15 protein-coding genes and 1 pseudogene are annotated in these 12511 nt (G+C 66.6%); 8 read left to right on the top strand and 8 right to left on the bottom strand.

The window, feature by feature from the left end:
- Positions 1-35 precede the first annotated feature (35 nt).
- Entirely contained in the window at positions 36-515 is a 480-nt protein-coding gene (locus ACWEVP_RS03055) for a hypothetical protein (RefSeq protein ID WP_452060961.1), read from the top strand.
- A pseudogene (locus ACWEVP_RS03050) lies at positions 512-1363 on the top strand (tyrosine-type recombinase/integrase); the annotation flags it as partial. The gene ACWEVP_RS03055 and the pseudogene ACWEVP_RS03050, both read left to right, overlap by 4 nt.
- Here the strand turns inward: ACWEVP_RS03050 and ACWEVP_RS03045 are convergent.
- The 7 genes from ACWEVP_RS03045 to ACWEVP_RS03015 are packed head-to-tail and all read right to left on the bottom strand — an operon-like array spanning position 1338 to position 7167.
- Positions 1338-3374, bottom strand: a complete 2037-nt coding sequence (locus ACWEVP_RS03045) for a recombinase family protein (RefSeq protein WP_452060960.1) — start codon at positions 3372-3374, stop codon at positions 1338-1340. The pseudogene ACWEVP_RS03050 and the gene ACWEVP_RS03045 sit on opposite strands and share 26 nt — an antisense overlap.
- Complete coding sequence (locus ACWEVP_RS03040) at positions 3364-3528, bottom strand: hypothetical protein (RefSeq protein ID WP_452060959.1); 165 nt, start codon at positions 3526-3528, stop codon at positions 3364-3366. The genes ACWEVP_RS03045 and ACWEVP_RS03040 overlap by 11 nt, the downstream gene beginning before the upstream one ends.
- Complete coding sequence (locus tag ACWEVP_RS03035; protein WP_452060958.1) at positions 3525-5660, bottom strand: cell division protein FtsK; 2136 nt, start codon at positions 5658-5660, stop codon at positions 3525-3527. Before ACWEVP_RS03035 ends, ACWEVP_RS03040 begins: the two co-directional genes overlap by 4 nt.
- Positions 5653-6345, bottom strand: a complete 693-nt coding sequence (locus ACWEVP_RS03030; RefSeq protein WP_452060957.1) for a hypothetical protein — start codon at positions 6343-6345, stop codon at positions 5653-5655. The genes ACWEVP_RS03035 and ACWEVP_RS03030 overlap by 8 nt, the downstream gene beginning before the upstream one ends.
- On the bottom strand, positions 6342-6671 hold the full coding sequence (locus ACWEVP_RS03025) for a hypothetical protein (protein WP_452060956.1): 330 nt from the start codon (positions 6669-6671) through the stop codon (positions 6342-6344). Before ACWEVP_RS03025 ends, ACWEVP_RS03030 begins: the two co-directional genes overlap by 4 nt.
- Positions 6668-6991, bottom strand: coding sequence for a WhiB family transcriptional regulator (locus ACWEVP_RS03020; protein ID WP_452060955.1), 324 nt, complete (start codon positions 6989-6991; stop codon positions 6668-6670). Before ACWEVP_RS03020 ends, ACWEVP_RS03025 begins: the two co-directional genes overlap by 4 nt.
- Positions 6967-7167: a helix-turn-helix domain-containing protein gene (locus ACWEVP_RS03015; protein ID WP_452060954.1), complete on the bottom strand. Its 201-nt coding sequence runs from the start codon at positions 7165-7167 to the stop codon at positions 6967-6969. Before ACWEVP_RS03015 ends, ACWEVP_RS03020 begins: the two co-directional genes overlap by 25 nt.
- 155 nt (positions 7168-7322) lie before the next feature.
- On the opposite strand from ACWEVP_RS03015, the gene ACWEVP_RS03010 reads away from it, so the two are divergent.
- The 3 genes from ACWEVP_RS03010 to ACWEVP_RS03000 all read left to right on the top strand — a co-directional run bounded on the left by ACWEVP_RS03010 (position 7323) and on the right by ACWEVP_RS03000 (position 9721).
- Positions 7323-7703 carry a helix-turn-helix domain-containing protein gene (locus ACWEVP_RS03010; protein ID WP_452060953.1) on the top strand — a complete coding sequence of 127 codons (381 nt, stop codon included), beginning with the start codon at positions 7323-7325 and terminating at the stop codon, positions 7701-7703.
- 123 nt (positions 7704-7826) lie between these two features.
- Positions 7827-9374 carry a transcriptional regulator gene (locus ACWEVP_RS03005; protein ID WP_452060952.1) on the top strand — a complete coding sequence of 516 codons (1548 nt, stop codon included), beginning with the start codon at positions 7827-7829 and terminating at the stop codon, positions 9372-9374.
- Positions 9371-9721 carry a signal peptidase I gene (locus tag ACWEVP_RS03000; protein WP_452060951.1) on the top strand — a complete coding sequence of 117 codons (351 nt, stop codon included), beginning with the start codon at positions 9371-9373 and terminating at the stop codon, positions 9719-9721. Before ACWEVP_RS03005 ends, ACWEVP_RS03000 begins: the two co-directional genes overlap by 4 nt.
- On the opposite strand, the gene ACWEVP_RS02995 is transcribed toward ACWEVP_RS03000, so the two are convergent.
- Positions 9710-11092 carry a transcriptional regulator gene (locus ACWEVP_RS02995; protein WP_452061309.1) on the bottom strand — a complete coding sequence of 461 codons (1383 nt, stop codon included), beginning with the start codon at positions 11090-11092 and terminating at the stop codon, positions 9710-9712. The two genes, ACWEVP_RS03000 and ACWEVP_RS02995, sit on opposite strands and share 12 nt — an antisense overlap.
- Positions 11093-11341: 249 nt before the next feature.
- On the opposite strand from ACWEVP_RS02995, the gene ACWEVP_RS02990 reads away from it, so the two are divergent.
- The 3 genes from ACWEVP_RS02990 to ACWEVP_RS02980 are packed head-to-tail and all read left to right on the top strand — an operon-like array spanning position 11342 to position 12224.
- Entirely contained in the window at positions 11342-11791 is a 450-nt protein-coding gene (locus ACWEVP_RS02990) for a hypothetical protein (RefSeq protein WP_452060950.1), read from the top strand.
- Entirely contained in the window at positions 11788-12033 is a 246-nt protein-coding gene (locus ACWEVP_RS02985; RefSeq protein WP_452060949.1) for a hypothetical protein, read from the top strand. Before ACWEVP_RS02990 ends, ACWEVP_RS02985 begins: the two co-directional genes overlap by 4 nt.
- A gap of 20 nt (positions 12034-12053) precedes the next feature.
- The gene (locus ACWEVP_RS02980; RefSeq protein ID WP_452060948.1) at positions 12054-12224 is read left to right on the top strand and encodes a hypothetical protein; all 171 of its coding nucleotides are present in this window, start codon (positions 12054-12056) and stop codon (positions 12222-12224) included.
- Positions 12225-12511 lie beyond the last annotated feature (287 nt).

Below are 12511 nucleotides of genomic sequence, written 5' to 3'. Positions count from 1 at the left end.
CTACAGCTCCTTGGTTTGCGCGGGAGGACAGCGAAATGAACGCCCAAGAGCTGGTGAGGGCAGTGCCCGAGGTGGTCATCGCAGAGCAAATCGTTGCCGCACTCGAACTCAAGCCGGCCGGCCACGCGGCGGGATCGGAACGGTTGAGCCTGGGCTCGCTGTTGCCGGAGCCGGCCAAACGCTCGACAAACCACATCGTCGGTCGAGTCGACCGATCTGGCCGGATCTCTGCACGGACGTTGCTGACCTCGCTGAGCTGGCGACCAGCTGATCGCATAGCCATCCGCGCCTGCCGTGATTGTGTTGTGCTTGCTCGATCTTCGGCGGGCGTGGAACGGCTCCGCAGTACCCGGTTCGTCACCATCCCAGTGCGTGCTCGAACGATGGCGGGCATCGGTGTAGGCGAAACCGTGCTGATTTCGGCACTTCCGCGACAAGAGCTGATCATCGTCCACTCGCATCGGGCACTCGAGACCATGGTTCTCGAGTACTTGGGTCGGCCGGGTCAGCTGTGAACGAACCCACTCGTGTTGCTGCTGCTCGCTTGGTGATCGCCAGCCTGGGGGTCGCGCCGGCAGCGCTGATCGAGTCGCCGTTCGTGGAGACGGTACCGACCTTCGGTGAGTACATTCCGAAAGTCGCACGGGCCGTGACCTCCGGAGCACGACGTACATACCAGCCGTACTGGGGCGTGCTCGAGCGAGCATGGGGAAGTCGATACCTGACCGAGCCGACTCCGACGGAGATCAAGGAGTTGGCCCACCAAGTACAGGCGGCCGCAGCGGTGCGTCGTGGCTCCCGAGGCGGCAGAAGCGCGGCGGAGCACTTCGTCGCAGCGACGCGCTGTCTGTACCGACACGCCGAGTTGGACCGGATCATCAATCGCGAACAGAATGTGGCGCGCGACGTTACGAAGCCGCCCCGTCTGCCGTCACTGCGAAGGGCCTTCACCCCCGGCGAGCTGGCCGAAGTGACAGCCGCGGCGGCAGGTGGAGGGACAGACCCTTACTTGGACAGCTTGCTGCTGCGACTGCACGTTGAGACGGCGTGTCGACGTGGGGGAGCGCTGGGTATCCGCGGCCAAGATCTGGATCGAGACCGATGCTTGGTCTTCCTCCGTGAGAAGGGCGGGACCAGTCGGTGGCAGCCTGTGTCACCGACCCTGATGCGTGCACTTCACCTACACCAGCAACGGTTTCCGGCAGCTACGCCGACAGACCAGTTGCTGCGGTACCGAGACGGCAGGCCAATCACACGACGACGTTACGACTCATTATGGTCGCGAATCGGTCGCGCCCACCCCTGGGTAGAACGGCAAGGTGTCAGTACACATTGGATCAGGCATACAACTCTGACATGGGTCGAGCGAAACTTCGGGTACGCGATCGCTGAGGCCTACGCGGGCCACGCAACCCGCACCACCGCCCCACGCACAACAAGTACGGCGACGTATGTGAAAGCCACCTTATTGGAGGTCGTGACAGCACTCGCCGCGCTGACCGGAGAAGAACATCCACTCGTCCGGGTGATGACGGCAGACTCTGATGCGTCGGGCGGGCCTGATACACTTGCTCTATGAATTTTCCCGCACAGCAGGGAAAGTTCACCACAAACCGTGATCGAGTCCCCCCTCGGACACACGCACTATCTACACCCGGGCTGGTCGTCGCATAGACGGCCAGCTCTTTTGGTTCGTAGCGTAGCTCCAGGTTCAGCGCGCGGTACAGGCGGCTCAGGCCAGCCGTGGTTCCATCGGCCAGCGTTCCGCAGACGTCGCCGAGCTGATCAATCCTCGCGTTGACCTCAGCTGTCGACACGCTCGTGCCTGCCGGAAGACTCTCGATCTGTGCTTTCGCGGTGGCTCGTTCGGCCTGTGCCTGGTTGATCGGGTCGACGAGTGCTTCGGGCTCGACCCCTGCCGCGATGGCGGCCTGATACCGCTGAAGCCTTGCCTCCGCGTCCGCCAGCCTGTTTCTCACCGCGTCCAACGCACCACCGCCGGCCTGATTGCCATCCGACCCGAGTAGCGCGGCCGCCGTCCGGTCGCGGTTGTCCGGGTGGAACAGCTCATGGAGCCATCCGTTGATCGCCTCGACGACGATGCCTTCGCGCAGGTTGACTGTCTTCGGGTGATCCTCCAGTTTCAGCGAGCCGGGCGCCATGGTCCGCGAGGTGCAGCGGTAGTAGGCACCCTTCCTGATCGTCGCGCCCTGCATCTTCCGGCCGCAGATTCCACATCGGACCAGTCCGCGCAGGAGGTAGGACCGCGCGGTCTTCCGGGCGCCTCGCTCGGCCTTGCGTGCCGTCTTCAATCCGCCCGCTGACTTAGACCGACGCAAAAGCTGTACCTGCGTGAAGGTTTCCACGGACACGATCGCCGGATGCGCCTGCTCGCGCGACCGTACGATCCGGTCCGGCGCTGCGCGCTTGAATCGCACCACGTGGCCTGCGGCGACGTCTTCCGGGTCGAGCAACGTCTCATGTTTCGTCCAACGCCCGAAGATCGCGTAGCCGGTGTATCGCGGGTTGTCCAGGATCGCCCGCACCGAACTGCCTTGCCAGCCGTCCGCGAGCCGGTGCCGGTTCTGGTCCGGCCGATGCGCGGAGGGACAGGGAATGCCGTCCCGGTTGAGCAGGTTGGCGATCGCGCGATCGCCGTTTCCGTCCAGGTACTCGGCGAAGATCCGGCGCACAACATCCACCGTCGTCTCGTCAATAGCCAGCACCCGCAGTTTGAACCCTTCCGCGGCTTTCCGTGGGTTCGGGTGCGGACCGCTGTCGACGACGACGTAGCCGTACGGCGCCCGGCCGCCTTGGTGTCGTCCTTCGTTGATCACCTGCGCGTCCATCGCCGCACGAACGCGAGCCTGAACGTGCTGCCGCTCAGACTCGCTCATCCCACCAAGCACGCTCATCAACATCTTGTGCGACGGGTTCCGCGGGTCGTACTTCCCGCCCAGTTCCGGCACCCACAGATCAACCCCGTAGGCAGCGAACTTCGGCGCGATGAGCGAGAACTGGTTACCGAACCAACACCGCGTGCCCTCCCCGACGACGATCGCGTCCCAGCCGCGGTGCGGATTCTTCAACTCGGCGAGCAACCGCGCGCCCTCCGTCCGCCGTTCCCACGGGACGGACCTCGACTGCCCGACGTCGAAGAACTCCGCCACGATCTGCCCACCGAGCGGCTCGACGAACTTGCGCGCGTTCCCGAACTGCCAGCCGCGCGAGGTCTCCGGGTCCTGGTTGTCCTCGGTCGAGCACCGGCCGTAGCCCGCCAGGTTCCCGATTCCGTCGTCGGTCACGTCGGCGACCTCAAGGCCCAGGATGTCATCCAGTGTTGCCCACGGATCGCTGATGATTTCAGCTGTCATGGTTCACCTCCTCCGCCGGAACGTCGAGCACCGGCACCTCAGTAACCTCGATCAGAACAGCCAGCAGTGCACGCGCGACGGCAGGCGTCAGCTCAGGCAATCCCGCAGGTAGGATAACTCGGATCTGCGGCTCTTCGGAACGGGCGGCGCTCATGGTCGGCCGTCCTCACCGGTCGCGCCGGTGTCAGTAGTTACTCGGCTGATGGCGCTCCTGATTTCAGCCGTCAAGTACCCGCGTACCTGCCGAACCTCGCCGTCTTCGCTGGTCACGCGGTCTCGCGTCGGCCGGCATCCCAGGTCGGTCATCTCTTGCGCGAACGTCTTCCGGTCGATCTCCAGGGCGCCCAGCAGCTCAGCCGTGGGCACGAACTCCCTGCCATCCGGGCCAAGGTCGTCGCCCAGATACTCGACGAGCGATGCGAGGAGTTCAGGCAGCTCGCCCGGCGACGGAACCGCGTCAACGGGATGACTTGCACCGATTGCCTTGACCGCCGCAGCGTGGTCGAGCACCGGCGTGGTGTTCTCCCCGGCCGCGTGCCCGGTCAAGGTCCCGGCCGCCTCGCGCAGGGCCCGCCCCTGCTCGCAGATGGTCCTCCAGTCCTCGTTCGGCATGTAGTAGGTGCGGACCGTCATTGCCAGCATGTCGGCGCCGGCCGCCGTGTCGCCGTCCGGCCGCAGGATGCCGACGCCCTTGTGCGAGGGCAGCAGCCGGGACGAGTCGAACCCACGCGTGTTCATCTGCTCGCCGAGCACGATGTTCGAGTCGCGCCAGTCCATCACCCGAAGCGCGAACCGCGACCCGAGCACGGCCCGCAGCCCGGACGGGATCGTCTTGGAGTCCGGCCGTTGCGTGGCGAGCACGAGCACGATCCCCGCGGCTGGTCCCTTCTTCGCCAGCCATGTCAGCAGCTCGCCGACGTACTCACCTGCGGGAAGCTTCTTTCCTTGAACGTCAACGGGTGTGCGGTCTTCCAAGGGGACTTGGACCTCATCGATGAAGATCGCTGTAATCGGCATGTCCAGCGCCTTGTCGCGGGACATCTCCGGCGTGACCTTCGACTCCGGGCACGTCAGGTCGTCCAGGTCGCGCATCCGCCGGAACCGCGTCTGAACCTCGCCGACCAGCTCAATCAGCCAGTCCACCAGGGCCAGGACATGTTCGGGCTCGTCTCCGGACATGAATCGGTGAGCCACCAGGCTGGCTGCGTCCCAGTCTTTCCCGGCCTTGAAGTCCGCGACGTACAGTCGCACCCACGCATCCAGGATGAGCCCGGCCGCCGCCAGCCGGGCGGCAAAGGTCTTACCCTGCCGTGGAATTGCACCGACCAGCAGCGACGTCCACACCAGCGGAAGGTCGATCCGCCGGTCTCGCGCGTCCCGTCCGAACGGGATCGGCCGCCACGCGTCCCACTGCGTCACGCCGAGCAGCGGCGTCCGCAACGGTGGCGAGCTGTACGGGTCTTCGTCTGCCACCCACATCGACACCCGACCGGCATGGCCGCCGTTGCCCCGGACACGCTCCACGATGAGCTGTACCTCATCGACGGCAAGCGCCGACGCGAGCGCGTCCCGGTTCTTCACCACGTCGGCCGCCTTGCGGGTGGCGGGAAGATCGACGGTGACCGCCCAGCCGTCTCCGACGCGTGTCGCACGCTCGACGAGCCTCAACGTCTCGTCCTTGCCGATCAGCTTCGCGTCGCGGAACGCGTCAACCAGGACCTGCGGGTCCATCGTCCAGGTCAACGTCCGCGGTCCGGCGAGCGCTGGCTTGCGACCGGGACTTCCGTCCTTCCTTCGCCCGAGGATCGCGAGCGCCACTGAGGCAGCGGCGCCGCCGATCCACAAAGGACCGGTTCCGTACACGAGATCGACGATGGCGACAGCCACAGCCGTTACGACCACCACGGCACCGGTGACCTTCCACCGGAACAACGTCAGCGCCCGAATCTCGGTGAACTTGTCGGCAAGCTTCTCGGACTCCTCGGCGGCCGTCCGGTAGTCCCGGACGGTCACCCAACCGCGCCACCACCGCGCGCCGACCACGACGCCACGTACAACCGCACCGAGGAACCGCAACGGCGAGAGGATCAGCCACACCACGGCATCCTTGAGCGCTTGCCTCGCCTGAGGCTTGCTCTTGAGCCACAACGGGACTCGCGGCGAGTGCAGCCACCACGTCACGAAGCGACTCCTCTTCGGTGCGCGCGGGCGCGGCTGCGGCAACGTGTCGTCAATCAGTTCGCCGTCGAGCACGGGATCGGCCTTGACCGGCAGCGAGTCAGTCATGGGCCACCTCCGCCCGCAGCGCCCGCGCCAGCCGGGGCGACAGGCCACGCGAGCAGCCGGTTGCCCGCCGCACCCACGCCGGCGTGATCTCGACGTCCGGCGTCCAGATCTCCCGAGCAATGGCGAGGTAGTCGGCGAACAGCACTCGCCGCCCGCCGGTCTCCTGCTGAACGGGACGCCGTTCAGCAGCTACCAGTGCGGCATCGGTCAGCTTGTCCCGAAGGTCGGTGATCGCCTCGACGGCGACGAACACGACGAGCGGCGGCACCGAATGCAGCACGATCGAGGCGGCTTCCCCGGCCGCGAACGAGGTCCAGGTGTTCATGACGTAGGTGGCAGCGAGCGTGAACCACTTCGCCCGCCGCACCCACGCGCCCGTCTTGACCTGGTACCGCGCGGTGACCTGCTCCGCCCGCAGGATCGCCAGCAGGACGAGCGAGACGGTCGGGTCCAGCACCCACGCAGCCAGCCACGGCAGTGACCCCGGCCGCGTCCCGGCCGACGCGAAGCCCTGCACGTTGGTCATCGTGAAGGCCAGCCCGAGCACGATCCCGGACCAGCACATCCAATCGACTTGCCGCCAGACGCGCTCGATCCGCAGCGCGACGACGTCCGGATCGGTCTGGTAAGCCCGCACCTCTGCGGCTTCGGCCGCGTCCTGTGCGAGCCGTTGCGCCCGGTTCATCGCCGACCACCCCGCTTCGACGTGTCGACGGTGGTCACGGTCATGGCGCGAGTCAGCGCGTAGGACGCGAACAGCGCGGGAAGCCCGAGCACAGCGAGCAGCAGCCACGGGCTACCTGGGTGAGCGATCACCACCCACTGGACAGCAACGATCAGCCCGGCATTGAACAGCACACGCCCGACCAGCGACACGAGCCGGGCGCCGCTCCGAGCAGCTTCGGCGGCGGCCTTCGCCCGGCGAGCACCGGCCCGCCAGACCCAGAACAGCACGAGCAGCACGCCGACCCCGGCGAGAATCTGCGTGGGCGTCACGGTGAGTGCGTTCATCGTGCACCTCGCTCGCCGCGACGCAGCCAGTGCGGGCGTAGCGCTCGCCGATCGTCGTCGGTCATCGCGCCCCAGACGCCGACCGTGTCGGCGCCAGCCGTCCGAAGCTCCAGTTCAAGGCACTCGTCCTGGACCGGGCAGCCGCCGCACAACAGCTTGGCGAACTCGCGGTCATCGCAAGCGTCCGGCGGACCGGCCTCCGACGGCGTCATGCAGGCTCCGTCGCTGGTCACGACGTCGCGCAGGACATCAGTGGGCATCCACCGCAATCGATCGAGCCGCCATGCGATGCCGATCAGCCAGAGGTCGTCGGCTTCCATGCCGCACCTCCGTCCTGAAGTGCCTTGGCCAGCTCGGCGGACGACACGCGCGGCCCGGAGCGGCACAGGGTGGCGCGGAGCATGCCGGTCCGGATCGCCCGGCTGACGGTGTTGCGGGAGACGCCGAGAATCCACGCGGACTCGGGAATGGTGTGAAAGGTCTTTTTGGCGTTCATGAGAGAACCAATCTGATGATTTCAAGACTATGTTGTTGATTTCAGCTCTTCGTCGGACGTGTTTGTCCGACGCGCCGCAGGCAATGCGCTATTCGGCGCGGAGAAAGCTCGATGAACCGCTAATCTCGGCGCTGAGGCGGAGCGCGGAGGAATACGTGACGGAGGACTGGGCGGCAGTCGCCAAGGCGATCAACATGCGCGTGAACGAACTCGGCTGGCGACAACGCGAGCTGGCCGAGCGATCGCACGTGTCGCAGGCGATCGTGCGCGAGCTCCAGCATCACACGGTGGAGCGCCGACGAAGCGCGCGGACGCTCGAAGCCCTGTCCGCGACTCTGGGCTGGCACCCGCGACATCTGCTGGCCGTGCTGCAAAACCGCACGCCGCCGCACCCGGACGAGCCCGCCGACGACGGCCACGAACTGTGGTCCCGGCTGGACGCGCTCGAACAGCGCCTGGCGGAGATCACCGACCGGCTGGAGGACGTCCAAACGAGCCTCGCGACCGTGGTCGAGCACGTGAAGCCGAAGGGTTAGCGACTTGGTGAGTGAGGTGTTTTCCATGCCTCTAATTCAAGGCCGGAACGGCTTCGCAGCCCATGCACAAGCACCGCAGCACCACTGCACAACCACCGCAGATCAGCGACATTCGGGAGCGCAATGAGTCCGGCCGGGGGATGGACGGGGCGAACAGCGGTCGCATTGCAGTCGGCATTACGGCTCAGCCAAGAGCGGTTCGCCGAACACCTCGGAATCAGCGCGCGCACGGTGGCCTCGTGGCACAAGAAGCCGGATCTCCGGCCGCAGTCGGAGATGCAACAGGTCCTGGACACCGCCTATGAACGGGCATCGGAGGCCGAGCGCGCCCGCTTCGCCGAGCTGATCGGTGAGGCGCCGGCCGTCGACACGACGGAGGCTGACCGGCGACTCGCTGCGGACCCCCACATCGGCGCGGCTCTCGAATGGCTCGACCGGCACGCCCACTGGACGCCCGGCACCGCGCGCCGCGCCGTCGTCGAGCGCGTCGCGAGCGTCGACGTTCAAGACCTCCATGACCGCGGGACGCGCCGCGGTTGGTTCAGCCAGCGCGACGTCGCGGAAGCGCTGGCCACCTACTACGGCAACCGGCTCGACGACCACGGCCTGTACACCGCGCAGTATGGCGAGCTGGCCATGAACACCAGCGTCCTGACCTGCGCAGACTGGCTGGACCTGAACTGTGAACTGCGGCCCCCGCACGACCGGTTCCGCGTTCCGAGCGCGCAGCCCGAAGCCGACTTGGACCTGGACGACCACGCCGCCAGCCGCGCTGTTCAGCGACTCGCCGAGACGCTGTCCATGAACACCCGGCTGACGGACAGCCCGATCTACCGGCTGACGAGCACGGACATCCGTGAACACCAGCTCGGCGGAACGTTCGGGATGTCCCAGTTCGTGCACTACGCGCTGACGGTCGACTTGCTCGAAGGCGAGCTGGTGGACGCCGTGGCCGCCGGCTCGAACGCCATGCCGCTCCGAGACCGCTACTTGCCGGATCTCCCGTCGGTGCTCGACGTCGGCGACCGTTTGTGTGCAGGTGGCGTGCTCGCGCTCACCGCGATCGCCCGACCTGCCGACCCGTACCGCGGCGAGGCGGACTACCTGCTCCTGGTCCAGGAGCGGTCCGGCCACGTACTCAACGCCGCGCGCCGGCTCGCGGTGATCCCGAAGGGCTTCCACCAGCCGCTCACCGATGTCCGCCGGGACGCCCAGGTCGGCATGACGCTCCGCCGCGAGATGGAAGAGGAGCTGTTCGGCCGCCCGGACATCGACAACACGCTGGGCGACATGTTGGCGGCCGACCCGCTGCACCCGACCAAGCTCACCGAGCCGATGAGCTGGCTCATGGCGGAGCCCGGCCGCCTGCGGATGGAGTGCACCGGGTTCGGCCTGAACCTCGTCAGCGGGAACTACGAGTTTGCCAGCCTGATCGTCATCGACGACGAAGAATTCTGGGCACGCTACGGCGGAGTGGTGGAAGCAAACTGGGAATCCGCGACTCTTCGTCAGTATTCGACTACCGACGCCGAACTCGTCACCGAGTTACTAGGTGATGTAGCGTGGAGCAACGAAGGATTGTTCGCCATGGCGCAAGGACTCAGACGCCTTGCGCAAATCGGCGGAGAGCGTGTGAAACTGCCCGAGATCGAATGGGAGATCAGCCAGTGAACGACGGTTGGACCGCCGGCAACGCCAACGACGACGCGGCCGACACGCGCGGCTGGCTGGTCGGCCACTTCATCGACCCGTCGCAGGGTGTCCGCGCCTCCAAGGACGTGGAAGTCAAGTGGGCCAACCACCCTGCGGGCGACAAACGTCCTGAGTGGACGTCCGACGACCAACGGACCACACTGGTGATGCTCGTCTCCGGGGAATTCCGCGTCGAGGTCACCGGCGGTGGCAAGACCATGAATCGGCAGGGCGATTACGTGATGTGGGGTCCAGGAGTCGACCATTCCTGGGAAGCATTGGCTGATTCGGTGGTCCTCACCGTCCGCTGGCCGTCAGCAACCTAATTCGACGACGGGAATTCTCACCCGCTCGCCGCCGATCTCGGCGAGCCGACGCAAGCCCTGGAGAAATGCGAACAACCCCTCATTGCTCCAGGTTTCGTCGCCGATCAGCTCGCTGATCAAGTCACCATCGAGCGTCGAGTACTGTCGCAGTCCGGCCGCCTCCCAGTTCGCTTCGACATCGCCACCGAACCGCGGCCAGAACTCCTCATCCTCGATCACGACCAGGCTGGCGAACTCGTAGTTGCCGCTGACCAGGTTGAACCCGAACGCCGTGCACTCCATCCGCAGCCGGCCAGGCTGCTCGCTCAGCCAACGCATCGGAGCAGACAGCCTGCTCGGGTGCATCGGGTCGGCGGCGCGCTGCGTTCCGGTCGTTCGGTCGACGTCGAGCCGTCCGAACAGTTCCTCTTCCAGTTCGCGTCGCAACGTGGCACCGATCCGCGCGTCGGCACGGTGGTTGGCAAGAGGTGCGTGGAAGCTCTTCGGGATCACGGCCAGCCTGCGCGCAGCGTTCAGCACGTGTCCCGACCGCTCCTGGATCAACAGGAGGTAGTCCGCCTCACCGCGGAAGGGGTCGGCTGGTCGGGCGATCGCCGTCAAGGCGAGGACTCCGCCGGCGCAAAGCCGTTCTTGAAGGTCGAGCACGGTAGGAAGATCGGGCAGGTACCGGTCCCGGAGCGGCATCCGGTTGCGACCGGCGGCCAGGCTCTCGTGTAGCTCGCGTTCGAGAAGGTCAACGCCAAGCGCGTACTCGACGAAGGGCACCACGCTGACCTTGCCGCCGACCGTCCCCGGCCGTACCTGCACCTCCGTGAGCCGGTAGAGCGGCACGTCAGCGATACGGACGTCATTGTTTGCGGCTTCAGCCAGCCTGCTAACCGCGGCGGCTGTGTCAACCTGCTCGCGCGACGCCTCGCTGTCGGCCGACAATGCCAGCTGGTCACCCTCAAAGGTCAAGGGGCAAGCCAAGTCCAGCCACTCCGGCCGTGTCAGGACGCTGGTCGCTACCCGAACCGGCCCGCATCGCGCGGCGTACTGCGCGTGACCAGGAACCGAATCGCTGTAGTAGCTCGCCAGGGTCTCAGCCACGAGACTTCGTCGGGCCGCTGCTCCACCATGCGACCTCGTCGGCGCGGCCGCTGCGACTCGCGTGCGCGTAGTCCCTGGGGGCCACCCGACGTGGCGATCGAGCCAGTCGAACGCGGGTTCAAGGCTCGACCGAAGCAACGGTGCTTTCAGGCGCAGGCCGATCAGCTCGCGCAGCTCGTCGGCGGAGCGGCCGAGCACCTTGGCCAGCTTCGGCCACTGGTAGGGCAGGGGCGAGTACTCGCCGGCTTCCCACCGGATGACGGTTGATCGGTCGACGCACATCACTTCGGCGAGCTTCTCCTGAGTCAGCCCGGCCGCCTTGCGAGCTGAAACAAGCTCCTCGCGCCGACGAACGCTGACCATCCGAACACCTCGCCCTGCTGACAGTGATCACAGCCTAGCAGGCATATCACCTGGTAGATCCGGTGCCCGCCACATCTCCGCCACGAAACATCGACGTTTGCGCTCTGGGCGTAGGCGGGTCCTCCGGATTGGATGATTTCAACATATCCGGCGACCAGGGGAGCGAACGTGACCAGCGGCGAAAGCGGCTCGCGGCCTTCGCGCTTGTACGTGACCTGGCACCGCAGCGTGGCCGACAACCTGGACCACGCCGTCACCGACGAAGATCTTGCCGAGGGCATCACACGCCAGACGGGTCGCTACCACTCGCTGTGCGGCTGCGAAGTGCTGTTCGACTCCTGCCTGGTGCCTCCGGGCCGTCGATGCGGCACGTGCAACGTGCTGGTCCGGCTTCGCTCGACCCCGCCAGCGCTCGAACGAACGGGCCACAGGATGCCGTCGCGCTGGCGTCGCCTGTTTGGCCGCCTCCAGACTCCGGCCGCCCTGCCGCCGCGCCCGCCTCAACGCGTGCGGCTCATTCCCGAGCAGGGCGGCCGGACCACTACGTCGGCGGGAACGGGCGGCACCCCGACCGCGCCCGTTCCCGCCGATCACCACGCCCGGCGAGTCGCCCGATGACCGTCCGCCTGATCATCGCGCGCCCGTTGCCCGGCGCGGTTGGCGAGTCTCGCCGCGTCGTTCACGTGTTCCCGGTCTCGGCGGAGGAGACCACGCCAGAGCGGCTGACCGCCTACTGCGGCGCTGCGTTCGGGCCTGGCGAGCTTGAGTTGCTGGAGCGTCCGGTCGGGATGCCCTGCGTGGCCTGTCTCCGCTGTTCCCCCGGCCTGGACAGCGCGCATCTGCCGGTGATCGAGCAATGACGTCAAGCCCGCGACCTATCGTGCCAGCCTTCCAACGCGAGCTGGACTCGCTGCTGCTTCTGCCAGCGCGGCTGTTCATCGCGTGCCTGCTGGCCGACACGCGCTGGTGCGACGATGTGGCTGTCCAGGGTGTATTGCGTCTGAGCGAGCGGAAGTTTGCGCCACACGTCGAGCGGCTGCGCGCCGCTTGATACGTGGAGGCCCGGACCGAAGGACGTCGCGTACAACCCCGCCTCACGACGCTTGGGCTCGACCGGCTGACTGAGCACACAAAGGCGCTCGACAAGGTCGCGAGCATAGCCGCCGAACTCGTCATCGCGCTGCGCACGGCTCTCCGGCTACCCGATAAGTTGTGACGAGCGTTCTGCCGACGACTCGAAGCCCCGCGCGGAGGCCTGTGGTGACGGTTGTGACGGCTTTGAGCAGGGGCGTCACAACCGTCACGAGTGGCGTTTCCGCAGGTCAAGCAGCATTCGTC

The sequence above is a fragment of the Amycolatopsis sp. NPDC003865 genome (assembly GCF_053605345.1).
Note: the sequence above shows the minus strand (reverse complement) of the source record. Positions and strands in the feature narration are given on the sequence as shown.

Excerpts from the sequence above, each read along its gene's own strand:
- ACWEVP_RS03055 (WP_452060961.1), top strand. The coding sequence starts at position 36 with ATGAACGCCCAAGAGCTGGTGAGGGCAGTGCCCGAGGTGGTCATCGCA.
- ACWEVP_RS03045 (WP_452060960.1), bottom strand. The coding sequence starts at position 3,374 with ATGACAGCTGAAATCATCAGCGATCCGTGGGCAACACTGGATGACATC.
- ACWEVP_RS03040 (WP_452060959.1), bottom strand. The coding sequence starts at position 3,528 with ATGAGCGCCGCCCGTTCCGAAGAGCCGCAGATCCGAGTTATCCTACCT.
- ACWEVP_RS03035 (WP_452060958.1), bottom strand. The coding sequence starts at position 5,660 with ATGACTGACTCGCTGCCGGTCAAGGCCGATCCCGTGCTCGACGGCGAA.
- ACWEVP_RS03030 (WP_452060957.1), bottom strand. The coding sequence starts at position 6,345 with ATGAACCGGGCGCAACGGCTCGCACAGGACGCGGCCGAAGCCGCAGAG.
- ACWEVP_RS03025 (WP_452060956.1), bottom strand. The coding sequence starts at position 6,671 with ATGAACGCACTCACCGTGACGCCCACGCAGATTCTCGCCGGGGTCGGC.
- ACWEVP_RS03020 (WP_452060955.1), bottom strand. The coding sequence starts at position 6,991 with ATGGAAGCCGACGACCTCTGGCTGATCGGCATCGCATGGCGGCTCGAT.
- ACWEVP_RS03015 (WP_452060954.1), bottom strand. The coding sequence starts at position 7,167 with ATGAACGCCAAAAAGACCTTTCACACCATTCCCGAGTCCGCGTGGATT.
- ACWEVP_RS03005 (WP_452060952.1), top strand. The coding sequence starts at position 7,827 with ATGAGTCCGGCCGGGGGATGGACGGGGCGAACAGCGGTCGCATTGCAG.
- ACWEVP_RS02995 (WP_452061309.1), bottom strand. The coding sequence starts at position 11,092 with ATGTGCGTCGACCGATCAACCGTCATCCGGTGGGAAGCCGGCGAGTAC.
- ACWEVP_RS02985 (WP_452060949.1), top strand. The coding sequence starts at position 11,788 with ATGACCGTCCGCCTGATCATCGCGCGCCCGTTGCCCGGCGCGGTTGGC.